The sequence below is a fragment of the Sphingopyxis sp. GW821-FHT02C12 genome (assembly GCF_059421785.1).
In genome coordinates, this window is the sequence record NZ_JBWKVQ010000002.1 from 674,637 (window position 1) to 696,523 (window position 21,887).

A 21,887-nucleotide genomic window follows, 5' to 3' on the forward strand; every position below is an offset into this window, starting at 1 on the left:
CATTAGGCGGGAAGCAGCACGCCGTCGATGACGTGGATCACGCCGTTCGACTGAAGAACGTCGGCAGGGCCGATCTTCGCCGTGCCGCCCTTGGCGTCGCTCACATACCAGCTGCCATCCTTCTCCCAGACGGTGAGCATGGCGCCCTGCACCGTGGTAAGCACCGCCTTGCCGCCATTGGCCTTGGCCTGCGCGGCAATATCGGTCGCGGTCAGGCGGCCCGGCACGACATGATAGGTCAATATGCCCGTCAGCATCGCCTTGTTCTCGGGCTTGAGCAGCGTATCGACGGTGCCGGCGGGAAGCTTGGCAAAGGCAGCGTTGGTAGGCGCAAAGACCGTGAACGGGCCGGCTCCCGAAAGGGTCTCGGCGAGGCCAGCGGCCTTGACCGCCGCGACCAGCGTCGTGTGATCTTTCGAATTGGCGGCATTTTCGACGATGGTCTTGGTCTCATACATCGCGGCGCCGCCGACCATCGGGTTCTTGGCGGCTGCAATGCCGCCGGCGAGCGCGAGCGCTGCTGCGGCGAGCGAAAGAGAGATACGGGAAATAGCCATTGGTCATTCCTTTTCGAATGTTCGTCCCGGGGGGATAGGACGGGCATGAAATTAGGCGCGCCGCCCCGCCGGGGCGACCTGTCCTTTGGGGCGGGTTATCCGGCCCGCCCTCCGCGGCCCTTCGCCGCTAGCGATAACGGCAGTTCTCCCTCCCATCAGCGGCAGGCAAACCGGCGGCAGGCTGGACCATCGACGCAGCCGGGCGAAAAGGGGGCTTCCATGCCGTTTGAGGGGTCGTTCGAAGACCGGCTGGCGCTTCGCGACCTGCTCGACGCCTATGCCGATGCGGTCAACCGGGCCGACAGCGAGGCCTGGGCCGCGACTTGGGACGAAGGCGGCCGATGGTCGCTTCCGGGTTTCGGGATCTTCGAGGGCAAGGCGAAGATCGTCAACACCTGGCGCGCGGCGATGCGCGCCTTTCCCGACATTGTCTTTCGCGCCTGGCCGGGTTCGATCGAGGTCCATGGCGAGACTGCGGCCATGCGGTCCTACACCGAGGAAATCTTCCTGCGCGAGGGCACCCTTCACCGGACCCTTGGGATCTATGACGATGTCTGCCGCCGGATTGATGGCCGGTGGCTGTTTGCAGAGCGGCGGTTTCGGCCGTTGCCGCAGCTTTCAAAAAGTGAGGTGCAGTCATGAAGATCCTGATCCAGGCGGTCATCGATATCGATCCCGAGACGCGCGGAGAGGCGCTGGCGGGCGCGCGCGGCTGGATCGAAGGCGCGCTTGAGCAGTCGGGCTGTCTCGCTTACGCTTGGACCCTCGATCCGCATGTGGCGACGCGCATTCACGTGTTCGAGGAATGGGACGGCGAAGCTGCGCTCGCAGCGCATCTGGCCGGGCCGCAGTACAGGGGAATGCTGGGGCATATCGGCGCGTTTGGTGTACGTTCCTCCTCAAGCCGCAAGTTCGGTGTGTCGCGCGAAGGCCCTGTTTACAACAGCCACGGCGTGGCAAGCGCCGCCTTCGACTAGCTTGGTGGTCCTCGTTCGCTAGCGGCGCAGCGCTTCCCAGGCAGTCAGGGCGCGCGCCCGCGCCGCCTCATGGTCGATAAGCGGCGCGGGATAGGCGGGCACCCCGGCCTCCTGTCCATGGGCGGCGGTGATCTCGGCATCCGACAGATGTGCAAGCTCCGGAACATAAGTGCGGACATAATCGCCCATCGCGAACCGCCCGCTCTGGAGCAGCGGCGACATGATGCGCGAGAAGACCGGCGCGTCGACGCCGGTGCCCGCGACATATTGCCAGTTCATTGCATTCGACCCGAGATCGGCGTCGAGCAGCGTGTCCCAGAACCAGCGTTCACCGCGGCGCCAGTCGATCAGCAGATGTTTGACGAGGAAGGAGGCGGTGACCATCCGCACGCGGTTGTGCATCCAGCCCGTGTGCCAGAGCTCGCGCATGCCCGCGTCGACCACCGGGTAGCCGGTCCGTCCCCGGGTCCAGGCAGCAAAGTCCCGGTCGGCTTCGGGGCCGCTCCGCCAGTCGAAATTATCGAAGGTAGGGCGCCCGTTTCGATCGCCATAATCGGACATCTGGTCGACGAGGTTGATGCCATGTTCGCGCCAGCCGAGCTCCGACCGAAAGGTTTCGGCACCCGCGTCGTCGCGCTCGCCGAGAGCATGCCAGATCGACCGGGGGCTTATTTCGCCGAAATGAAGATGCGGCGACAGCCGCGATGTCGCGGGGAGCGAGGGAAAATCGCGACGGGACTTATAGTCGCGGGCAAGCGGCAGCCAGTCGCGCAGCGCCCGCCAGGCGCCCTTCTCGCCCGGGCTCCAGTCGCCAAATCCTGTGGTCCAGTCGGGGCTGGTCGGGGTCAGCCCCCAATCGGCAAGATTGTCCGACGCCGGCCAGACGCCAGGCGCCGGAATATGGTCGGGCGCCGCATAGGGAAGGGCGGGCGGCATGCGCCCCAGAAGCGCGCGATACCAAGGCGTGAAAACGCGGTAGCGGGCGCCTTGCGCATTGGTGATACTCTCGGGCGGCGCGAGATAATTGCCGCCATGGAGCCGCAGCGCAAGCCTGGCGTCCAGCGCGTCTTCGCAGCGCCGCCACCAAGGCTCGTAGCCGCGGGTCGCGTGAACCCTTGTGCTCTCGGCTTCCGCCGCGACGCGTTCGAGTATTTCGGCGGCAGGGCCGCGGCGCAGGACGAGCCGGCTGCCGCGTTTGCGAAGGCTCGCATCGAGCGCGGTGAGGCTGTGATGGAGCCACCAGCGCTGCGCGCCGCCGATCGCGCGCGTTCCGGGGCTCTCGTCGTCCAATATGTAGAGCGGAATGACCGGACCTTCGGCGATCGCCGCGAGGAGCGCCGGATGGTCGGTGATGCGGAGGTCCTGACGGAGCCACAATATGGCGGGCGGCATGGCGACGGTTCCCTTTTTTGGCGGGCTGTGGTGCTGGCGAGCGCGGATTTCCTCATCTGGCAGGCTCCGACCTCCGCAAAAGATGGCCTTTTGGGAAGTCCAGGCAATGAAGAGCCGCTTTGCGAGCGCGAGCAAGGGGAAGGTTGGGCGGTGCGACATGGCGTCGCACCGCCCGGCGATGAGCAATCACCGCCCCCCGCCGCGGCCAGACGCGGGTCGCAAGGCGCTGGCCGCCGGCAGAACCGGAATGTCCTTGCGATCAGCTGGGCATGACATCTCCTGCCGCGTCATCACGCCCGGAGAATATTCGGTCGCGAGCGCCCGGATCGCGGGCTGCCGCAGTTCTGTTGCCGAAGTCGCCGAGAATGAGGCTCGCCGTCGCCTTCGCGCTCGCGACGACCCCCGGAATACCCGCGCCGGGATGCGTGCCCGCGCCGGTAAAATAGAGGTTCTCGATGCGCGCGTCGCGGTTGTGCCCCCGAAAATAGGCGCTCTGCAGCAGTGTTGGCGTAAGGCTGAAGGCGCTCCCGAGATGCGCGGCGAGATCCTGTTCGAAGTCCGGCGGGGCATATTGGATTTGCGTGACGATCCGCTCGCCAAGGTCCGGGATCAGGCGCCGCTCGATCTCGGCGATGATGCGCTTCGCCAATTTGGGTCCTTCGACCTCCCAGTCGAGCGGGGCGTGGCCGCGATGGGGAACCGGAGCGAGCGCGTAAAAGCTGCTGTGGCCCGCGGGGGCCACGCCCGGATCGCTTGCGCTCGGGTGATGAAGGTAAAGCGAAAAATCCTCGGCGAGCGTCCCGTTCCGATAGATGTCGTCGAGAAGCCCGCGGTAGCGCGGACCGAACAATATCATATGGTGGGGTATTTCGGGGAAGGCGCCGCGAACCCCCAGATGGAGGACGAAGAGGCTCGGCGACCAGCTCTTGCGCGCAAGGCGCTTCGCCTCGCGCTTGCCGCGCGGATGCGCGAGCAGGTCGCGGTAGCTGTGCATGAGATCGGCGTTCGAGGCGACAAGATCGGCGCGTGCCGTAAACCCGCTTCGCGTCACGATGCCGGTCACGCGGTCGCCCTCGGTTTCGATGCGGGCGACCGGCTCGCCGAGCCGCAGCGAGCCGCCGAGGCGCGCGAACAGCGCGGCCATGCCGGCGACGAGCCGGTTGGTGCCGCCGCGCGCATACCAGACGCCGCCATCCTGCTCGAGTTTGTGGATGAGCGCATAGATGCTGCTCGTCGCCATCGGGTTTCCGCCAACGAGCAAGGTATGGAAGGAGAGAGCCTCGCGCAGCTTCTCGCTGCGCACATAACTCGCGACGGTCTTATAGACCGAGCGCCAGGCACGGTGCCGCAAAAGAGCGGGCGCCGCTTTCAGCATCGAACGAAAATCGAGAAAGGGCACCGCGCCGAGCTTCACATAGCCTTCCTCGAAAACCGACGCGGAATAGCCAAGAAACCGCTCATATCCCGCCACATCGGCGGGATCGAGCGCGGCGATCTGACGGGCGAGCGCCTCCTTGTCATTGCCATAATCGAAGGTCGATCCGTCGGGCCAGCTCAGCCGGTAAAAAGGCGAGACCGGAACGAGATCGACATCGCGCTCGAGCCGCTGGCCGCTCAGTTCCCAAAGCTCGGCAAGACAGGCCGGATCGGTGATCACCGTCGGCCCGGCATCGAAAGTGAAGCCGTCCTTCTCGAAGACATAGGCGCGACCGCCCGGCCGGTCGCGCGCTTCGACAAGCAGCGTATCGAGGCCCGCCGACTGGAGACGGATGGCGAGCGCAAGGCCGCCGATGCCGGCTCCGATCACGATCGCGCGGGTCATTGCGGCGCCCCGGCGGCGATCGCCGCGCCGAGTATATGGCCCGACAGCCACGCATATTCGGCAAAGCCGTGATAGAGCCAGTCGCCGCAGGCGCCGAGACCGATGGCAGGGTTCCAGAGCAGCTTCAGATCCTGTCCTGAGGGCTGCGAGAACAACCAGCGATGGGCCGCGATATGGCTTGGGACGGGCAAGTCGCGGCCGGCGACCTTGCCAAGCTCGGCGAGAAGCGCGGGCGCCACGCTCGCGCTGTCGCAGGCCAGATGCGCTTCCGACCACGACCAGTCGGCTTGCACGACCCACCGTTCGCCCGGCGCGCGGCCAGGTTTCGCGCTGTCGCGCGCGGCGGTGACAAGTGAGCCCGCGCCGCGGAGGAAATCGGGAAGCTCCTCGATCCGCTCATCGAAGGCGAACATCGCGGTCCAGCAGGGATTGTAGCGCACCGCCATGGCGGCGCGCGCCATCTCGAAATCATGGAGCGACAAAAGCGGGGCCGCCTGCTCGGCGGGGATGGCGATCACCGCCGCATCATATTTTCCGAGCCGTTTGGCCTCGCTGTGGAGCGTCCAGCCGGCGCGCGATTTGGTCAGGGCTGTTACCGGTCGCGACAGACGGACATTGAGATCGTCCGCGAGGGCTTTCAGCGGTGCGGTCATCGTCGGCGTGCCGACCCAGCTGTCCGCGCCCGCGGCCGGCCAGCGCGCGGCGAGGCCTGCCTTCTCCCACGCAGCAACCAGCCTGGTAAAGCCTTCCGAGCGCGCCGTGAAATGCGTGGCGCCATGATCGAATGTCACCTCGGGATTGCCCGGATCCGCGCGGCGGGTCGCGAGGCGGCCGCCGATTCCGCGGGATTTGTCAAAGAGTGTCGCCTCGACCCCGGCGTCGCGCAGCCGCCTGGCGCAGGCGAGCCCCGAAATACCGGCTCCGATGATCGCGACCCGCATCAGACCATGGCCTCGCGGTCACCAAGGGGGCTCGCACAATGTCCTACGCCCGCCCGTAAGCATGACTGTGCCGTCAATCTGCTGGGCGTCATGCGTAATTTTTTCCGGTTCGTCGCAATTGTCATCGACGCAGGCTTGCATGAGCGAGGGGAAGTGTCGCAACATGTCCCTTGGGGCACCCAGGGGAGAGCAGGCAGATACTATGTCATTGAAGACAATGATCGCGGCCAGCCCGATCGCCGCGGTGATCAGCGACCCGCGTCTGCCTGACAATCCGATCGTCGAGTGCAACGCTGCCTTCTCGGCGCTCACCGGCTATGGGCCGGACGAAATCCTTGGGCGCAATTGCCGCTTTCTCTCCGGGCCGGACACCGAACCCGAACTGACCGAGACCTTGCGGGCCGCCATCCGGGAGCAGAGGCCAGCGCTCGTCGAGATCCTCAATTACCGGAAGGACGGAACGCCCTTCCGCAATGCCGTGCTGGTGGCGCCAATCTTTGGCCCCGGCGGCACTCTCGAATATTTTCTCGGCTCGCAAATTGAGGTCGACGAGGCCGGCGAGGCGGTTGGAGGACGGAGCGCGCGAGCGCGCGCCCAGATCGAGGCGCTCTCGCCGAGGCAGCGCGAGGTGCTGAAACTGATGGCGAGCGGCCAGCTCAACAAGCAGATCGCGTTCTCGCTTTCGCTGTCGGAGCGGACAATCAAGATGCACCGCGCTGCGCTGCTGCGCGCGCTCGGCGTCGAAACCACGGCCGATGCGATCCGGCTTGCGGTCGAGGCCGGTTTCTAGCCACCGCTCCACCTTCCCTTTGAGGCATATGGGATATCGCGCTGCCGCCGATTAAGAGCGTCGGGATGCCGGACCGACGTCATTGCCGGGAGGAGCAGCATGTGAGCGTCAAGCGCGCCTTGGTGATCGGAAGCAGCGGCGGTATCGGTGCCGCGCTTGTGAATCAACTCGTGGCGTCGGGGCGATTTGACCGCATCTATGCCGGGAACAGGCGGCCCTATGCGGCGCACCATTCCAATGTAACTAGGCTGACGATCGACATATTGGACAACGACACGCTTGCCGAGGCAGGTCGCCAGATTGCCCAAGATGGCGCTCTCGACCTGTTGATCGTGGCGACGGGGCTGCTGCATCGCAGGACTGACATTCGTCCTGAAAAAAGCCTCCGGCAGCTTGAAGCATCGGTGATGGCCGAGGTCTTCGCTGTGAACAGTATCGGGCCCGCGCTCGTCGCGAAGCATTTTCTTCCCTTGCTTGCCCGGCGGCAACGAGCGGTCGCGATATTTCTTTCTGCTCGCGTTGGTTCGATTGCGGATAACAGACTTGGCGGATGGCACAGCTACCGCGCTTCCAAGGCGGCACTCAATGCTCTGGTGCGATGCTTCGCGATAGAGCTCGGCCGCAGCAATCCCGAAGCAATCGTGGCGGCACTGCACCCCGGGACTGTCGACACGTCGCTCTCGGAGCCGTTTCAGGCGCGAGTAGCTGAATCATCGCTCTTGAGTGCGGATAAAAGCGCGATGCACATCCTGGCCGTCATCGACCAGCTATCGCCGATGGATAGCGGCGGGTTCTTCGGCTGGGATGGAAGGCCTATCCCGTATTGACGAGCCAGCAGGCGCTTCAAGAGTCTCCGCCTCTTTGCCTGTCCGCTTTAGCGAACATTGTGCCAGAAGCAGACCGACGGCAATCGGCCAGTTGCCGCGGTGGCGGCCTGTGATTTTCGTGCATCATGAAAGCATCGTGGCCTCACACAGTCCGACCTGCCACCATGCATCGACATGACGGTATTGCGCAGGCAAGGGCGCCGATATGGATAAAACTACCAACCGTCTTGGCGCATGGAGCCGCGACCTCTGCCGAGCCAACGGCATCGAAATCCACTACTACAGAAGCGGCGGGGCAAAGCCCCCGCTAGTGGTCTTGCACGGCCTGATCGGGAGCGGCGCGTGCTTGCAACGTTTGGTTCGTGGGCTTGAAGACCGCTTCGATATCATTCTGCCCGACGCCAGGGGGCACGGAGACTCAGCCGCTCCCGAAACCGGATATTCTTATGGCGATCTGGCCGCCGACGCTGCGGCGCTGATCGATGCCCTGCAGCTCGACGCGCCTGTCCTGGCAGGTCATTCGATGGGCGGAATGACGGCTGCCTTTGTTGCCGGTGAACTTGGAGTGCCGGTCAGCGCACTCATACTCATCGACCCGACATTCCTCAGCCCCGAATGGCAGCGCGAGGTTTTCGAAAGCGGCGTCGCGGAGGATCATAGCCAATTGCTTCTATCGACTAGGGATGAACTACTCGATCAAGCGCGCCTGAAAAATGCGGGCCGGTCAGTCGAGCTTATTGCGCACCTGGTTGACGCCAGGCTTCGGACCAGCTTGGGCGCTTTCGAGATCCTCACGCCGCCCAACCCGGACTGGCGCGAGCTCGTGCGAAATATAAGTGTTCCGACGCTACTTTTGATTGGCGATCGAGGTGTCGTGTCGGTCGATACAGCGTGCGAACTGCAGAGCCTCAACCCTTTGCTGCGCTATGAACGTATACCGGATGCGGGCCACGGCATGCCGTACGGCAGACCTGAGCAATTGGGAGAGGCAATGAGGCTTTTTCTGGAACGTGGCACGGTCGCAGACCGATCATGAGAGTGTCTTGTTTCTCTGATTGCCTGTGATCCGCGAGGCGCTGCCTCGCCAGCGTTCACCTTTCGCGATTTGAACTCGTAAGGAGCCAAGCCGCAACCGGCCATTACGCCTGGCTCTTGGCAGCAAAGCGACCTCGGCCGATTTGGCGTTTCCGTCCAATCGCTTCCTCCATCTGGGGCCTACCAGCGCCGCGCGACCCAGGAGAGCTCGACCTTGTAAGAGGCCGAATTCTTCATCTGGTGCCCGCCCGGTTCAATCCGGGCGGGCACCTTTTTTTATGCGCAGCCGGATTTTCGGAACCTCAGCGGCTAGAATTTTCCGGGTGCCTTGTTCCGGCGCTTATTGCTCCCCGCGTACGGAGTTTGCCGTCGATCGCGGATGGCGAGGCGCCGCGGCCGGTTGAACATATCGGTCCGCGGCCTATAGTGGATCAAGGCGTGTGCTGCGTGCGCCCGGGAGAGCCCGAATACGGAGACTGGTGTCAGATTTTCCGTAGGAGCGCGTCCTGTGACCGCATCGAACTCCCGGCCCGCGGCCGGCTTTGTTTCCGTTCTCCGCAAATTTCTCGAAAACAGCGCAGCCGGCGGCCTCGTGCTGATGGCGGCCGCGGCGCTGGCCATGCTCGTCGCCAACTCGCCTTTTGGGCCAGGATATTTCGAGGCGCTCCATGTCGATGTGGGCGGCCTGTCGCTGCTCCACTGGATAAACGACGGCCTGATGGCGATCTTCTTCCTGTTCGTCGGTCTGGAGATCAAGCGCGAGCTCGTCGACGGACGCCTCGCAAGCCCGGATCAGCGCCGTCTTCCTGTCCTGGCGGCTGCCGCCGGCATGATCGTCCCGGCTGGTCTCTATCTGGCGATCGCGGGAGGCGAGAGCGCTCTTGCCAATGGCTGGGCTATTCCGGCTGCCACGGACATCGCTTTTGCAATCGGTGTGCTGGCTTTGCTTGGCAAACGGGCGCCGACCTCGCTCAAGCTGTTTCTGGTCACCGTTGCGATCGTCGACGACATGGGCGCCGTCGCGATCATCGCGCTTTTTTACACCTCGCAGATCAATATGGTCGCACTGGCCGCAGCCGCCGTGCTGACAATCGCAATGTTCGCCCTCAATCGCGCGGGCGTCCGGTCGCTCACCGTCTATCTGTTCGCCTTCCTGCTGCTCTGGGTTGCCGTCTTGCTGTCCGGCGTGCACGCTACCATCGCCGGTGTGCTTGCGGCGTTCATGATCCCGATCGTCGCGACGCCGGGGCGTCCCGACGCCGCCGATTCTCCGCTCCATAGGCTTGAGCATGCGCTCGATGTTCCTGTTTCCTTCTTCATTGTGCCGATCTTCGGTTTCGCAAACGCAGGGGTGGCGCTGTCGGGCCTCACGCTCGACGATCTCCTGTCGCCGCTCCCGCTCGGTATCGCCGCAGGGCTCTTCCTGGGTAAGCAGGCGGGCATCTTCAGCGCCATCTGGCTTGCGGTCCGTTTTGGGTTTGCCGCGAAGCCGCGCGGGGCGACATGGCTGCAAATCTACGGCGTATCAGTGATTTGCGGCATCGGCTTCACGATGAGCCTGTTCATCGGAGGATTGGCCTTCTCGGATCCGCTCCTGATCGAAGAAGCCAAGCTTGGCACGCTCGCGGGATCGGTCGTCGCGGCGATCACGGGCTATCTTCTGTTGCGTATCGCGCCGCTCGCGCCGGACCATGCGGCACAGAAAGCCGGGCAGGAGCAGGAAATCGATGCCGACGGTGATGTCGGCGGCGCACTTGCCGCGGCGGACGGCGCGGGACGAGCGGACTAGCGCATGTCTTCGCCAGCCGCTGGAGATGCCGGAAAGGAGAGGGTCCGGTTTAGGGGCTGTCTTCCGGTTCGAAAATCCAGACGCCCTTCCAGGCGATCTCCCATGCATGACAGTCGGGATCGGACACATAGGCCCGGTATCCGCCTTCCGGCGGGCGGCCGCCGGGGCGGATGATACATCCGCCCGCCGCGACCAGGCGGACTGCGAGCGCGTCGACGCCACTCGCTGACGCGGCCCCATATCCAAGGCTGATCGGGCCGGGCCGCTCAACGGCGAACCGGCCCATGTCCATCTCGAATGGCATCTGAAGCCAGGTTCCGAGGATCAGGCCGCCGACATCATAATAGATGATCTCGTCATTCTCGAAGTGCGGCTTCCAGCCGAACCCCTCTGCGTAGAAACGGCGCGAGCGCGCCAGATCCTCGACGCCGAGCGTGATCGATGCAATCTGAGGCTTCGACAACGCGCGCTACTCGCTGCCGCTGCGGTCGATCGCGCCGCTATCGAGCAGGGGGGCCGCGTCGGCTTCGCCGCCCAGGATCGCGGCGAGACGCTCGGCGCCCGCGAAGATCATCGCCTGCTCCCAACTCGGCAGCATCGTGAAGCGGTGCAGAAATATCTCCTGCAGCATGTCGGGGGCTTCGGCTGCGGTGCGGCTGCCATCGGGCGTGATCTCGAGAAGAAACTGGCGCTTGTCCGCCTCGCTTCGCGTTCGGGTCACCAGGCCGAGGGCGGCGAGGCGGTCGACGATGGCGGTGATGGTCGCGTGGCTGAACTGCAGTTGCTGCGCGATCGACCCCGGTGTCGCGCCCCGCCGCGCGCCGATTTCGCGGAGGACCAGAAGCTGCGACGGGGTGAGGCCGGTCGCGCTTGCAAGCTTCCTCGTGCCGGCTTCGGTGGCCCTCAATATCTTGCGCAACGCGCGCAGCGTTCCGGTGGCTATTTCCTGATCCATTGCGTCTCCGAAAGTGACGGTGGGCGTCGCTGCGCCGTCGTTCATGACCGACTGCCGCGCTCAAAGTCCTTCGTCAACTGAAATAAAATTCTGTCGGGCGGGTTGAAACTGTCGATGAAATGACTAGATTTATAGACGAATCACGCGGCTCTCTCCGAGCTGCAGCTTCCATATATTTCAGGAGATGAAAGATTCTGGATCGCCAGAACGTAGAGCCTTCGTCAATTTCCGATCAATCACAAGGGGCGAGGGCGGAGCCATTATGCCGGTTCCGCCCTCCAGTTTCGGCCGATGGCCCGGCAGTGACCGCGCTCATCGCTGCCTGTCCTCCGCTCGATCGCAATTCGCGTTATTGCAATCTCATCCAATGTTCGCACTTCGCCGACCATTGCCTGGTCGCCGAGCGCGACGGCCGCATGATCGGCTGGGTATCGGGCCACCGGCCCCCGTCGGAACCTGAGGCATTCTTTGTCTGGCAGGTCGCGGTCGCGCCCGAAGCGCGAGGGCATGGCCTTGCCGGGCGGATGATCGAAGATCTGCTCGCCCGGCCCGCGCAGAAGGGCGTTACCCATCTCATCACGACCGTGACGGACGACAATAGTTCGTCCTGGGGCCTCTTTCGCAAGCTCGCCCGCGAGCAGCACGCCGCGCTCGAACGCAGCGTGATGTTCGAACGCGAGGCCCATTTCGCGGGCGTCCATCCGACCGAATATCTGGCCCGTATCGGGCCGCTCACCACGATTTCTGCCGACTAAAGGGGATCAGCATGTTGATGCAACTCAAGCCGTCCGGATCGCTTCCGGACCGAACCATCTATGAGCGCCGCGAATCCAAGGTGCGCAGCTATGCCCGGTCGATGCCGCGCCAGTTCGGCCGTGCCGAAGGAGTCTGGATGCATGACGACCAGGGCGGGCGCTATCTCGACTTTCTGTCGGGCTGTTCGACGCTCAACTATGGGCACAATCATCCGATCCTGAAGCAGGCGCTGCTCGACTATATCGCGGCCGACGGCATCGCGCATGGGCTCGATCTTCATACCGAGGCCAAGGCCGAGTTCCTGACGACCTTCGAAGAGCTGATCCTCCAGCCGCGCGGTCTCGACTATCGCGCGATGTTCACCGGCCCGACCGGCACCAACGCAGTCGAGGCGGCAATCAAGCTCGCGCGCAAGGTCACCGGCCGCGAACTGGTGATCGCCTTCACCAACGGCTTCCACGGCATGACGCTGGGCGCGCTCGCCTGCACCGGCAACGCGGCAAAGCGCGGCGGCGCGGGCGTCCCGCTCGCGCATGTCTCGCACGAACCCTATGACGGATATTACGGCCCCGACGTTGACACCGCCGACCTGCTCGAACAGCGCCTCGCCGATCCGTCGAGCGGGCTCGACGCCCCCGCTGCGATCCTCGTCGAAACGGTGCAGGGGGAAGGGGGGCTCAATGCCGCCTCGCCCGAATGGCTGCGCCGGATTGCGGACATCGCCAGAGCGCATGGCGCTTTGCTGATCGTCGACGACATCCAGGCGGGGTGCGGCCGCACCGGCGGCTTCTTCAGCTTCGAGGATATGGGCATCACACCCGATATCGTGACGCTGGCGAAATCGCTCTCGGGCATGGGCCTGCCCTTTGCCCTGACCCTGCTGCGCCCCGAGTTCGACCAATGGGCTCCGGGTGAGCATAACGGCACCTTCCGCGGCAACAACCATGCCTTCGTCACCGCGACCGCCGCGCTCCGCCATTTCTGGAGCACGGGCGATTTCCTGCGCGACGTCGAACGTCGCGGCGAACTTTTGGCGATGCGGCTCGGTCGTATCGTGACCGAACATGGCTTCGAGGTCCGCGGCCGCGGCATGATGCGCGGCATCAATGTCGGGTCGGGTGAACTCGCCGCGAGTGTGACCGCCGCCTGCTTCGACGCCGGCCTCATCATCGAAACCAGCGGCGCGCATGACGAGGTGATCAAGGTGCTCGCGCCGCTCGTCATCGACGACGCCGTCTTCGGCGCCGGGCTCGACATCCTCGAAACCAGGATCCGCGAAGCGATGGCGACCGACTACGCCGTCGCCGCCGAATGAAACAGGAGATATTCAGATGATCGTTCGCAACCTCAATGACATTCGCAAGACCGACCGCAACGTCCGTTCGGATGGGTGGGTGAGCGCCCGCATGCTGCTCAAGGACGATGGCATGGGCTTTTCCTTCCATATCACCACCATGTTCGCGGGCACCGAACTCAAGATGCACTATCAAAATCACCTGGAATCGGTGTTCGTCCTGAAGGGCACCGGGACCATCGAAGATCTGGCGACGGGCGAAATCCACCAGCTGGAGCCTGGCGTGATGTACGCGCTCAACGACCATGACCGCCATATCGTGCGCCCCGAAACCGATATTTTGACGGCCTGCGCCTTCAATCCGCCGGTCACGGGCAAGGAAGTGCACGACGAAAGCGGGGCCTATCCGGCCGACGCCGAGCTCGTCGCCGCCGACTGACAACTAGACAACAGAAAGGGAGGCGTCCGATGCAAGACCTCTACCCCTCACGCCACGCGGCCGATGCCGAGATGCGACCGCGCCAGGACCCTGTCGTCCACAGCGACTGGAGCAATGACGCGCCGATCAGCCCTGCCCAGGCGGCGAAGTTCGACCGCGACGGCTATATCGTGCTTGAGGATATCTTCTCGGCCGACGAAGTCGCTTTCCTGCAGAATGCTGCGGGGCAGCTGCTCGCCGACCCTGCCGCGCTCGACGGCGATACGATCGTCACCGAGCCGCAGAGCGAGGAAATCCGCTCGATTTTCGAGATCCATGCGCAGAGCCCCGTGATGGCCCGGCTCGCCGCCGACGCGCGGCTCGCTGAGGTCGCGCGCTTCCTGCTCGGCGACGAGGTCTATATCCACCAGTCGCGCCTCAATTATAAGCCCGGCTTCACGGGCAAGGAATTCTACTGGCACAGCGATTTCGAGACCTGGCATGTGGAGGACGGCATGCCGCGGATGCGTGCGCTGTCGATGTCGGTGCTTCTTGCAGAAAATACCCCCAACAACGGCCCGCTGATGGTCATCCCGGGGTCGCACCGCACCTATCTGACCTGCGTCGGCGAAACCCCCGGCGATCATTATCTGAGTTCGCTCAAGAAACAGGAATATGGCGTTCCCGACGAAGTGAGCCTCGCCGAACTTGCGCACAAGCACGGCATCGTCGCGCCGACGGGAAAGCCCGGGACGGTGATCCTGTTCGACTGCAACCTGATGCACGGGTCGAACGGCAACATCACGCCTTTCCCGCGCGCCAACGCCTTCCTCGTCTATAATGCGGTGAGCAACCGTCTCGACAAGCCCTTCGGTGCCCTCAAGCCGCGTCCCTGGTTTCTTGCGCGTCGCGGTGAGCCCGACCCGCTCATCCCGCGGCATGGCACGCTTGCCGAGACGGTGGCGGCATGAGCGGACATAGCGTCGAAAAGATCGGCGGCACCTCGATGGCGGCGACCCGGACCCTGTTCTACAATGTCCTGATCGCGGGGCGTTCGGGCGCCGATCTCTACAAGCGCATTTTTGTCGTCTCGGCCTATGCCGGGATGACCAACCTGCTGCTCGAGAACAAGAAGACCGGCGAGCCGGGCGTCTATGGGCGCTTCGTCGCCGACGAGGAGGCGAGCGGCTGGCGCAAGGCGATGGCAGCCGTGCGCGAGGCGATGCTCGCGCGCAACGACGCGATGTTCGAATGCGAGACAAGCCGCGGCGCGGCCGACGAATTTGTCGACCGGCGCATTGCGGCGGTTACGGCCTGCCTCGACGATCTGGCGCGGCTGCGCAGCCACGGCCGCTTCTGCGTCAAGGAACAGCTGATGACCGTGCGCGAACTGCTCGCGGGGCTCGGGGAGGCGCACAGCGCCCATAGCACCGCACTGCTGCTCCGCGACCGCGGCGTCAATGCGCTCTTCGTCGATCTGACGCTTTGGGACCAGGATGATTTGCGCAGCCTCGACGAACGGATCGAGACGGCCTTCGCCGGTATCGACCTCTTGACGACGTTGCCGATTGTCACCGGTTATGCCGGCTGCGAGGGTGGCATGGTCCGGCGCTATGCGAGGGGCTATACCGAGATGACTTTTTCGCGCCTTGCCGTTGTCACGCACGCGCGCGAGGCGATCATCCACAAGGAATTCCACCTGTCGAGCGCCGACCCTCGGCTCGTCGGCGGAGACAAGGCGCGCAAGATCGGACGCACCAATTACGATGTCGCCGACCAGCTTGCCAATCTCGGCATGGAGGCGATCCATCCGGGCGCGGGGCGCGGGCTTCGCCAGTCTTGTATCCCGTTACGCGTGCGCAACACCTTCGACCGCGAGGATGAGGGCACGCTCGTCACCGCCGACTATGTGACCGACGTGCCGCGGGTCGAGATCGTCACCGGCGTCGCCCAGATGCAGGCGCTGCAATTCTTCGAACAGGATATGGTCGGGGTGAAGGGCTATGACGCTGCGATCCTCGAGGCGCTGGCCCGGCACCGGCTGTGGATCGTCAGCAAGTCGTCGAACGCCAACACGATCACCCATTATCTGTCGGCAAGCGCCGAAAGTGTGAAGGCGGTTATCGCCGACCTGCAACGACAATATCCCGATGCGGCGATATCGTCGCAGCCGGTGGCGATGGTCTCGGCGATCGGCAGCGATATCGCGCGGCCCGGCCTCGTGCCCGATGCTTTGCGCGCGCTGGGCGAAGCGGGGATCGCCATGGTCGCGCTTCAGCACCAGATCCGCAATGTCGATATCCAGTTCATCGTCGAAAGCCGCGATTTCGACGCGGCGGTGCGCGTGCTGCACAAGGCGCTGGTCGAAGATGCCGCCGAAGCTGCGGAGGACCGGTGCGCCGCATGACGCGGCGGCCGACGACGGCCGATGTTCGCAATGATCCTGCCCGTACGGAGCCTGCTGGTCGCGATTTTCGTGATGATGGCGGGCAGCGGCTTCCTTGCGACGCTGATCGGGCTGCGGCTCGAGCGAGCGGGCAGTGGAACGATCGTTATCGGCATCGTCGCGACCGCCTATTTTGGCGGGCTGGTTCTCGGCGCGCTACGCGCCGGCGAGGTCGTACGCCGGGTCGGTCACATCCGCGCCTTCGCGGCCTTCGTCGCGCTGCTGTCGGCGAGCACGCTTACCTATGCGCTGCTTCAGCATCCCGCGCTATGGATGGCGCTTCGCTTCGTCGACGGGCTGTGCGTGGCGGGTGTCTTCATATGTGTCGAAAGCTGGCTGAACGACCGTGCCGAACCCGCGGCACGCGGCGCGGTTCTCGCCGGATATATGGTCGCCCTCTATTCGGGACAGGCGCTCGGCCAACTCATATTGCGGTCGGGGAATAGCGCGCCGCAAATCCCGTTCGAACTCGCCTCGATCCTGATCTCGCTCGCGATTATCCCCGTTTGCCTGACGCGAGCCACCGCGCCGCAACTCGAAGATGCCGCTTCCGTGCCGTTGCGGCGACTTGTCGAAGCCTCGCCGCTCGGAGTTGCAGGCGCGGGCGTCACGGGCCTGCTTCTCGGCGCATTCTATGGCCTCGCGGCCATTTACGCTCGCCGTATCGGTCTCGATCTGGGCGATACCGCCGCTTTCATGACGACGGTCATCCTCGGCGGCGTCGCGCTACAGTGGCCGCTGGGTCGGCTGTCCGATCGCTACGACCGGCGGCGCGTCATCCTCGCCTGTTTCGCCGCGACCTGGATGATCAGCATCGCGCTCGCATCGCAACCGCAAGGCATCCTCCTTTTTGGGCTCGGCGCCGCTTTCGGCGGGTTGAGCTTCGCGCTCTATCCGCTCTGCGTTGCATATGCGAACGACCGGCTCCTTCCCGCCGAGCGGGTTGCGGCAAGCGGCCAACTGGTGCTCGTCTACTCTTCCGGCGCGGCGCTCGGTCCGCTCGGCGCGGCCGCCTCGATGTCGATGCTCGGGGCGGGCGGTCTCTTTCTTTTCATCGCGCTTGCGTCTGCTGTCATGTTCACTTTCGGGATTTGGCGCGCGGCGAGACGCGGCCCTGTGCCCGCCGACCGGCAACAGGATTTCCAGATTCTTCCGCGCACGACGCCCGTCGCCGCCCTGCTCGACCCGGCGGGTCCTGACTCTGCGGCCCCTTCGACAGCACAGCCCCAACAACAGGTGATACATGGATAAACCCGTAATCCACGCTCCCGGGCATCCGCCGCCCTTTCGCAAGCCCTCTCCGCTGCACCGTGCGATTGGCGCATCGGCGCTCGGCAATGCCGTCGAATGGTTTGACTACGGGATCTACGCTTATGGCGTAACCTATATCTCGGCTTCGCTCTTTCCCGACATGGAAGAGGCAGTGCTCTTCGCGCTCGCGACCTTCGCCATCTCTTTCCTCGTCCGCCCGCTTGGCGGGCTGTTCTGGGGACCGCTCGGCGACCGCATTGGGCGCAAGTCGGTGCTTGCGATGACGATCCTGCTGATGGCGGGCGCGACCTTCGCGGTCGGGCTCATCCCGTCATACGATAGCATCGGCCTCTGGGCGCCCGCGATCCTCGTGCTGCTGCGCATGATCCAGGGCTTTTCGACCGGCGGCGAATATGGCGGCGCGGCGACCTTCATGGCCGAATATGCGCCCGACGACCGCCGCGGTTTCTATGGCAGCTTCCTCGAATTCGGGACGCTGGCGGGCTTCTCGTTCGGCGCTGCGCTGATGCTCGGCTATTCGCTGCACCTCGGTGAGGAAGCGATGCGCGAATGGGGCTGGCGTATCCCGTTCCTCGTCGCGGGGCCGATCGGCCTCGTCGGCATGTATCTGCGCTCGAAGATGGAGGACACGCCGGTCTTCCTCGAAGCGCAGCAGGCTGCCGAAGACCGTCCGGGCCCCAGCCTCGGGCGGCTCATACGAGGCCACTGGCGGCCGCTGCTCGTTGTCGGCGGTCTCGTCGTCGCGCTGAACGTCGTCAACTATACGCTGCTGAGCTATATGCCGACCTATCTCCAGCGCCGTATCGGCCTGACGCATGACCAGGCTTTGCTCGTGCCGATCATCGGCATGGTCTTCATGATGATCTTCGTGCCCTTCGCAGGCGCGCTGTCCGATCGTTTCGGCAGGCGGCCGATGTGGCGCTTCTCGCTTGTCGGGCTGCTCCTCTTCGCGGTGCCGCTCTATTTGCTGATCGGGACGGGTTTCGCGGGCGCGGTGATCGGCTTCATCGCCTTGGGGCTGCTCTATGTGCCGCAACTTGCGACGATCTCGGCGACCTTCCCGGCGCTGTTCCCCACTGCAGTGCGCTTTGCGGGCTTTGCGATCGCCTATAATATCTCGACCTCGATTTTCGGCGGCACGGCTCCGATGGTCGGCAGCGCGCTGATTTCGGCGACCGGTAATATGTTGATGCCGGCCTTCTACATGATGGGCGCTTGCGCGGTCGGGCTGATCGCGCTCCATTTCATGCCGGAAACCGCTGGAAAATCCCTGCATGATGATCCATTCGCGCCGTCGACGGAGGCTGTGGCCTAGCTGCGCGTGACAGGCTCGGGCGGGACGAAGGTCCACACGATATCCTCGGGACCGACCGACGGACGATGATCGGTCGAGAAGATCGCCATTTCGCCCGAAGGACGCACGACGAGCAAGCTGTCGCCGCCGTTCGCTTTCATCCGCGCGACGAATTGCTCATATGGGAATTTCTCGGTGATGCGCGTGCGTCCGAAGGTCCAGCCCGAATGGAGCCTATCGAGAAGTTCCTCGATCGGCGTTCCCGCCAGCGTGAAGATACGGCCACGCCGCTTCGTCGAAGCGCGGCTTTCGCCGGCAGCGCGGCTGACCCTGTTATGGCCGATTTCTGGTGCGAGTTCCGTGCACACCAGCGCGTTATAGCTGTCGTTGTCGGTGGCTGCGATCAACTGCTGATACTGCCCCATGTCGACTATGTCGTCGTGTGCTTCATCCAATATGTCGCCTTCGTAGACGGCAATGTCGGCGCGGCGCGCGCTCCGCAGCGCGAATTTGCTCTGATCGGCGATCAGGACTTCCTTACCCTGCGCCTTGATGAATTCGGCAAACGCAACCGTCCAGCTGTTTGCCCCGACGAGCAGCAGGCCGTCCCCCTTGCCGCGGTCGAGACCGAGCCAGCGCGCGAAATACGCGGCGGTGAAGCCATGCGCGAAGATCGTTGCGATGACGACGCCGAAGCCGAGGGGGACGAGCGCATTGGCTCCCTCAACGCCATAATCGGTGAGGCGAAGCGCAAAGAGACCCGTGACCGCGACCGCGACAATGCCGCGCGGCGCGATCCATGCGACGAACAGCCGCTCTTTGAGCGGGATGCGTGTCGGGAGCAGCGCGAGCATTATCGTGAGAGGCCGGACGACGATGAGGAGCAGGACGAGGAAGGCGAGGAAGCGGAACTCGAAGTTGCTTACCACCTCCCAGTCGAGGGTCGCCGCAAGCAGAACGAAGACGCCCGAGACGAGAATGACGGTCAGATCTTCTTTGAAGCGCAGCAGTGCGCGGCTCGAATAGGTTTCGCGATTTGCCATCACGACCCCCATCACCGTCACCGTGATGAGGCCTGTCTCGTGCATCACGAGGTCGGAGAGCACGAACATGCCGATCACCGTCGCGAGCAGAACCGGCGCCTTCAGATATTCAGGCACCCATCCGCGCGGGAAGGCCCAGGTCAGAGCAAACCCGGCGAGCGTTCCCATCACCATCGCGAGCATGCTGGCAGCTACGACGTCAATGACGATCGCGGTGCTGTTCGCCTCGGCGCCGCCGTGCGTGATATAGCTATAAACCCCGACCGCGAGCAGGGCGCCGATCGGATCGTTTACGATCGCCTCCCATTTCAGCATATGTTTGACGCGCGGCGCGATGTTGAGCGACCGGAGCAGGGGGATGATGACCGTCGGGCCGGTCACGACCATGATACCCCCAAACAGTGCAGCAAGCTCCCACGGCAGACCGGCGGCATAATGGGCTGCGAGTGTCCCAAGCCCCCAGCCGATCGGCACGCCCAGAAAGACGAGCATGAAAACCGCGATTCCGGCCTGTCGCAATTCGCGGAATTTCAGGCTGAGGCCGCCCTCGAACAGGATGACCGCGACGGCAAGTTTGATGATCGGCTCGCGAAGCGCGCCGAAATCCTTTTCAGGATCCAATATCCCGAAGATTGGTCCGGCAACAATTCCGGCTATCAGCATCAGCGCGATGGCGGGTCTGCCGGTTCGCCAGGCAATCCATTGGGCGCCGATGCCGAGTATGCCGATCAGCGCAATCTTTATGAGCAGCGAGTCGATGGAAAACATCGAGCCTTCTTATTGATATGGCTGCATCCTGACAGCCGAATATTTGTGGGATCCCTGTTGGAGCGAGACCTCGAAAGGGCTTGCCGCGAGGTCCAGGGATCGTTCATGGGGAACCCGTCGACCCGGGACTGGTCCGGAAATCCGATGCATTTGCAGGACGCCGACAGTGAAGCCGCGTAAATATCTTGAAGCAGCGAAGCGTTCGGTTCCGGCGTTCGATGTTCAGGTGGACCTCGCAAAGCGGCGTCTTGCAACTTTTGCCGGTGCCGTCGTCATAGGGCTGGTTGCGATAGCATTTGCCTGGGCCGGCGACCGCGCGCAGCATGTCTTTCGAAGCCTCCAGCTTCGCTTCGAATATGCTCCGCTGATCCTGACGCCGATAGGCTTTGCAGCGGCTGTCGTCATAACCCGGCGCTGGGCGCCGGGGGCGAAGGGATCGGGCATCCCGCAGGTCATGGCAGCGGGGCGGCGGCCCGACCTGGCCCAGTCGCTACTTTCACTGCCTGTCGCGCTGATCAAGCTCATGCTGACGACGCTCTTGCTCATGGTCGGCGCCTCTGTGGGCCGGGAAGGGCCTACCGTACAGGTCAGCGCTGCTGTCATGGTTGCTTTCCACCGCTTCCTGCGCGTTCCCCTCACGTCCGGGGTCCTTATCGCGGGAGGCGCTGCCGGTGTGGCGGCAGCATTCAACACGCCGCTTGCCGGTGTCGCCTTTGCTATCGAGGAACTTGCCGCAGCTTTCGAACAGCGGGTTGCCATCCTGGTCATGGGCGCGGTCGTCGTCGCGGGTCTCGTCAGTCTCGCGTTCGCCGGCGACTATGTTTATTTCGGTGCGATGCGCCAGACGCTCGGCATCTCGGGCATGCTGTTGGTGCCTCCGGTCGCGGGCGTGACGGGGGGCGCAGTCGGCGGGCTATTTTCGCGAGCCATCCTGGCCTTCGCACGAGGCGAGGGAAGGCTGCCCAGTGCGGCGAGGAACAGTCCGGTGCGCACAGCCTTGAGTTGCGGGCTCATCGTTGCGATCCTGGGCATTGCCACCGGCGGTTCGACCTGGGGAACGGGCTATGAGACGACGAGGCTGTTGATCGAGGGTTATGGCGATGCGCCGGTCTGGTTTGGGCCCGCCAAGCTCTTGGCGACCGCCGCGACTGCGATCTCGGGCGTTCCGGGCGGCATCTTCGCACCGTCGTTGTCTGTTGGAGCAGGTTTCGGCCAGCTCCTTTCCTATTTCTTCCCATCGTCGCCGGCGGGCGCCATCGTGCTGCTCGGCATGGCGGGCTATTTTGTCGGCGTGGTACGGGCGCCGCTTACGGCAGTCATCATTCTCATGGAGGCGACCGCGAGTCGCGGTATGATCGTACCCTTGTTTCTGACCGCGATCATTGCGGATGCGGTGAGCAAACTCGTGTGTCGCGACAAGCTCTATCATGGTCTGGCGGCACTATTCGACGAGAAGCCGAGACTTAGCGATCAGCCCAAATGACGGGGCAAGACGTCATGATGATCGGGGC

The 21,887-nt window shown here is 64.1% G+C and carries 21 protein-coding genes; 14 read left to right on the top strand and 7 right to left on the bottom strand.

From position 1 onward, the window contains the following. Positions 1 to 2: 2 nt before the first annotated feature. A complete protein-coding gene (locus AC07U1_RS18540) occupies positions 3 to 557 on the bottom strand; it encodes a fasciclin domain-containing protein (protein WP_242777674.1) in 555 nt (184 codons plus the stop codon). Positions 558 to 776: 219 nt separating this feature from the next. Here AC07U1_RS18540 and AC07U1_RS18545 point away from each other — a divergent pair, with 219 nt between their 5' ends. Next, complete coding sequence (locus AC07U1_RS18545) at positions 777 to 1,199, top strand: nuclear transport factor 2 family protein (protein WP_495197775.1); 423 nt, start codon at positions 777 to 779, stop codon at positions 1,197 to 1,199. Continuing rightward, positions 1,196 to 1,534 (top strand): putative quinol monooxygenase, encoded by a 339-nt coding sequence (locus AC07U1_RS18550; protein WP_495177981.1) that lies wholly within the window; start codon positions 1,196 to 1,198, stop codon positions 1,532 to 1,534. Before AC07U1_RS18545 ends, AC07U1_RS18550 begins: the two co-directional genes overlap by 4 nt. 18 nt (positions 1,535 to 1,552) lie before the next feature. Here the strand turns inward: AC07U1_RS18550 and AC07U1_RS18555 are convergent, their stop codons facing one another. From AC07U1_RS18555 to AC07U1_RS18565, 3 genes are all read right to left on the bottom strand, one after another. Continuing rightward, positions 1,553 to 2,926: a cryptochrome/photolyase family protein gene (locus AC07U1_RS18555; RefSeq protein WP_495177980.1), complete on the bottom strand. Its 1,374-nt coding sequence runs from the start codon at positions 2,924 to 2,926 to the stop codon at positions 1,553 to 1,555. 259 nt (positions 2,927 to 3,185) lie between these two features. Then, the gene (locus AC07U1_RS18560; protein WP_495177979.1) at positions 3,186 to 4,748 is read right to left on the bottom strand and encodes a phytoene desaturase; all 1,563 of its coding nucleotides are present in this window, start codon (positions 4,746 to 4,748) and stop codon (positions 3,186 to 3,188) included. Then, entirely contained in the window at positions 4,745 to 5,689 is a 945-nt protein-coding gene (locus tag AC07U1_RS18565) for an NAD(P)/FAD-dependent oxidoreductase (protein ID WP_495177978.1), read from the bottom strand. The genes AC07U1_RS18560 and AC07U1_RS18565 overlap by 4 nt, the downstream gene beginning before the upstream one ends. Before the next feature lie 217 nt (positions 5,690 to 5,906). Here AC07U1_RS18565 and AC07U1_RS18570 point away from each other — a divergent pair, with 217 nt between their 5' ends. From AC07U1_RS18570 to nhaA, 4 genes are all read left to right on the top strand, one after another. Further along, positions 5,907 to 6,479 (top strand): PAS domain-containing protein, encoded by a 573-nt coding sequence (locus tag AC07U1_RS18570; protein ID WP_136176259.1) that lies wholly within the window; start codon positions 5,907 to 5,909, stop codon positions 6,477 to 6,479. 101 nt (positions 6,480 to 6,580) lie between these two features. After that, the gene (locus tag AC07U1_RS18575) at positions 6,581 to 7,306 is read left to right on the top strand and encodes an SDR family NAD(P)-dependent oxidoreductase (RefSeq protein ID WP_495177977.1); all 726 of its coding nucleotides are present in this window, start codon (positions 6,581 to 6,583) and stop codon (positions 7,304 to 7,306) included. 205 nt (positions 7,307 to 7,511) lie between these two features. Next, entirely contained in the window at positions 7,512 to 8,342 is an 831-nt protein-coding gene (locus AC07U1_RS18580) for an alpha/beta fold hydrolase (RefSeq protein WP_495177976.1), read from the top strand. A 507-nt stretch (positions 8,343 to 8,849) separates the two neighbouring features. Continuing rightward, positions 8,850 to 10,130 (top strand): Na+/H+ antiporter NhaA, encoded by a 1,281-nt coding sequence (nhaA, locus tag AC07U1_RS18585; protein ID WP_495177975.1) that lies wholly within the window; start codon positions 8,850 to 8,852, stop codon positions 10,128 to 10,130. Positions 10,131 to 10,179: 49 nt separating this feature from the next. On the opposite strand, the gene AC07U1_RS18590 is transcribed toward nhaA, so the two are convergent. Together AC07U1_RS18590 and AC07U1_RS18595 are read right to left on the bottom strand one after the other, a co-directional pair. Continuing rightward, complete coding sequence (locus tag AC07U1_RS18590; RefSeq protein ID WP_495177974.1) at positions 10,180 to 10,593, bottom strand: VOC family protein; 414 nt, start codon at positions 10,591 to 10,593, stop codon at positions 10,180 to 10,182. 6 nt (positions 10,594 to 10,599) lie between these two features. After that, positions 10,600 to 11,085: a MarR family winged helix-turn-helix transcriptional regulator gene (locus AC07U1_RS18595; RefSeq protein ID WP_495177973.1), complete on the bottom strand. Its 486-nt coding sequence runs from the start codon at positions 11,083 to 11,085 to the stop codon at positions 10,600 to 10,602. Positions 11,086 to 11,309: 224 nt separating this feature from the next. Here AC07U1_RS18595 and ectA point away from each other — a divergent pair, with 224 nt between their 5' ends. Genes ectA through AC07U1_RS18630 form a run of 7 tightly spaced genes read left to right on the top strand, consistent with a single transcriptional unit; the run spans position 11,310 to position 18,586 of the window. After that, positions 11,310 to 11,840, top strand: a complete 531-nt coding sequence (gene ectA, locus AC07U1_RS18600; protein WP_495178467.1) for a diaminobutyrate acetyltransferase — start codon at positions 11,310 to 11,312, stop codon at positions 11,838 to 11,840. 11 nt (positions 11,841 to 11,851) lie between these two features. Beyond that, a complete protein-coding gene (ectB, locus tag AC07U1_RS18605; RefSeq protein WP_495177972.1) occupies positions 11,852 to 13,156 on the top strand; it encodes a diaminobutyrate--2-oxoglutarate transaminase in 1,305 nt (434 codons plus the stop codon). A 16-nt stretch (positions 13,157 to 13,172) separates the two neighbouring features. Beyond that, complete coding sequence (locus AC07U1_RS18610) at positions 13,173 to 13,574, top strand: ectoine synthase (protein ID WP_495177971.1); 402 nt, start codon at positions 13,173 to 13,175, stop codon at positions 13,572 to 13,574. Between the two features lie 29 nt (positions 13,575 to 13,603). Next, on the top strand, positions 13,604 to 14,524 hold the full coding sequence (thpD, locus tag AC07U1_RS18615; protein WP_495177970.1) for an ectoine hydroxylase: 921 nt from the start codon (positions 13,604 to 13,606) through the stop codon (positions 14,522 to 14,524). Beyond that, positions 14,521 to 15,960: an aspartate kinase gene (locus AC07U1_RS18620; protein WP_495177969.1), complete on the top strand. Its 1,440-nt coding sequence runs from the start codon at positions 14,521 to 14,523 to the stop codon at positions 15,958 to 15,960. The genes thpD and AC07U1_RS18620 overlap by 4 nt, the downstream gene beginning before the upstream one ends. Positions 15,961 to 15,981: 21 nt before the next feature. Further along, positions 15,982 to 17,250: an MFS transporter gene (locus AC07U1_RS18625; RefSeq protein WP_495177968.1), complete on the top strand. Its 1,269-nt coding sequence runs from the start codon at positions 15,982 to 15,984 to the stop codon at positions 17,248 to 17,250. After that, complete coding sequence (locus AC07U1_RS18630; RefSeq protein ID WP_495177967.1) at positions 17,243 to 18,586, top strand: MFS transporter; 1,344 nt, start codon at positions 17,243 to 17,245, stop codon at positions 18,584 to 18,586. The genes AC07U1_RS18625 and AC07U1_RS18630 overlap by 8 nt, the downstream gene beginning before the upstream one ends. Here AC07U1_RS18630 and AC07U1_RS18635 read toward each other — a convergent pair. After that, complete coding sequence (locus AC07U1_RS18635) at positions 18,583 to 20,376, bottom strand: cation:proton antiporter (protein WP_495177966.1); 1,794 nt, start codon at positions 20,374 to 20,376, stop codon at positions 18,583 to 18,585. The two genes, AC07U1_RS18630 and AC07U1_RS18635, sit on opposite strands and share 4 nt — an antisense overlap. 166 nt (positions 20,377 to 20,542) lie before the next feature. Between AC07U1_RS18635 and AC07U1_RS18640 the strand changes: the two genes are divergently transcribed. After that, the gene (locus AC07U1_RS18640; protein WP_495177965.1) at positions 20,543 to 21,859 is read left to right on the top strand and encodes a chloride channel protein; all 1,317 of its coding nucleotides are present in this window, start codon (positions 20,543 to 20,545) and stop codon (positions 21,857 to 21,859) included. The last annotated feature ends 28 nt before the right edge of the window (positions 21,860 to 21,887 follow it).

Coding starts and splice junctions, on each gene's coding strand:
- AC07U1_RS18545 (WP_495197775.1), top strand. CDS start 777: ATGCCGTTTGAGGGGTCGTTCGAAGACCGGCTGGCGCTTCGCGACCTG.
- AC07U1_RS18630 (WP_495177967.1), top strand. CDS start 17,243: ATGGATAAACCCGTAATCCACGCTCCCGGGCATCCGCCGCCCTTTCGC.
- AC07U1_RS18560 (WP_495177979.1), bottom strand. CDS start 4,748: ATGACCCGCGCGATCGTGATCGGAGCCGGCATCGGCGGCCTTGCGCTC.
- AC07U1_RS18540 (WP_242777674.1), bottom strand. CDS start 557: ATGGCTATTTCCCGTATCTCTCTTTCGCTCGCCGCAGCAGCGCTCGCG.
- AC07U1_RS18595 (WP_495177973.1), bottom strand. CDS start 11,085: ATGGATCAGGAAATAGCCACCGGAACGCTGCGCGCGTTGCGCAAGATA.
- AC07U1_RS18555 (WP_495177980.1), bottom strand. CDS start 2,926: ATGCCGCCCGCCATATTGTGGCTCCGTCAGGACCTCCGCATCACCGAC.
- ectB (WP_495177972.1), top strand. CDS start 11,852: ATGTTGATGCAACTCAAGCCGTCCGGATCGCTTCCGGACCGAACCATC.
- AC07U1_RS18625 (WP_495177968.1), top strand. CDS start 15,982: ATGTTCGCAATGATCCTGCCCGTACGGAGCCTGCTGGTCGCGATTTTC.
- AC07U1_RS18550 (WP_495177981.1), top strand. CDS start 1,196: ATGAAGATCCTGATCCAGGCGGTCATCGATATCGATCCCGAGACGCGC.
- AC07U1_RS18580 (WP_495177976.1), top strand. CDS start 7,512: ATGGATAAAACTACCAACCGTCTTGGCGCATGGAGCCGCGACCTCTGC.
- AC07U1_RS18620 (WP_495177969.1), top strand. CDS start 14,521: ATGAGCGGACATAGCGTCGAAAAGATCGGCGGCACCTCGATGGCGGCG.
- AC07U1_RS18635 (WP_495177966.1), bottom strand. CDS start 20,376: ATGTTTTCCATCGACTCGCTGCTCATAAAGATTGCGCTGATCGGCATA.
- thpD (WP_495177970.1), top strand. CDS start 13,604: ATGCAAGACCTCTACCCCTCACGCCACGCGGCCGATGCCGAGATGCGA.
- AC07U1_RS18610 (WP_495177971.1), top strand. CDS start 13,173: ATGATCGTTCGCAACCTCAATGACATTCGCAAGACCGACCGCAACGTC.
- AC07U1_RS18565 (WP_495177978.1), bottom strand. CDS start 5,689: ATGCGGGTCGCGATCATCGGAGCCGGTATTTCGGGGCTCGCCTGCGCC.
- AC07U1_RS18570 (WP_136176259.1), top strand. CDS start 5,907: ATGATCGCGGCCAGCCCGATCGCCGCGGTGATCAGCGACCCGCGTCTG.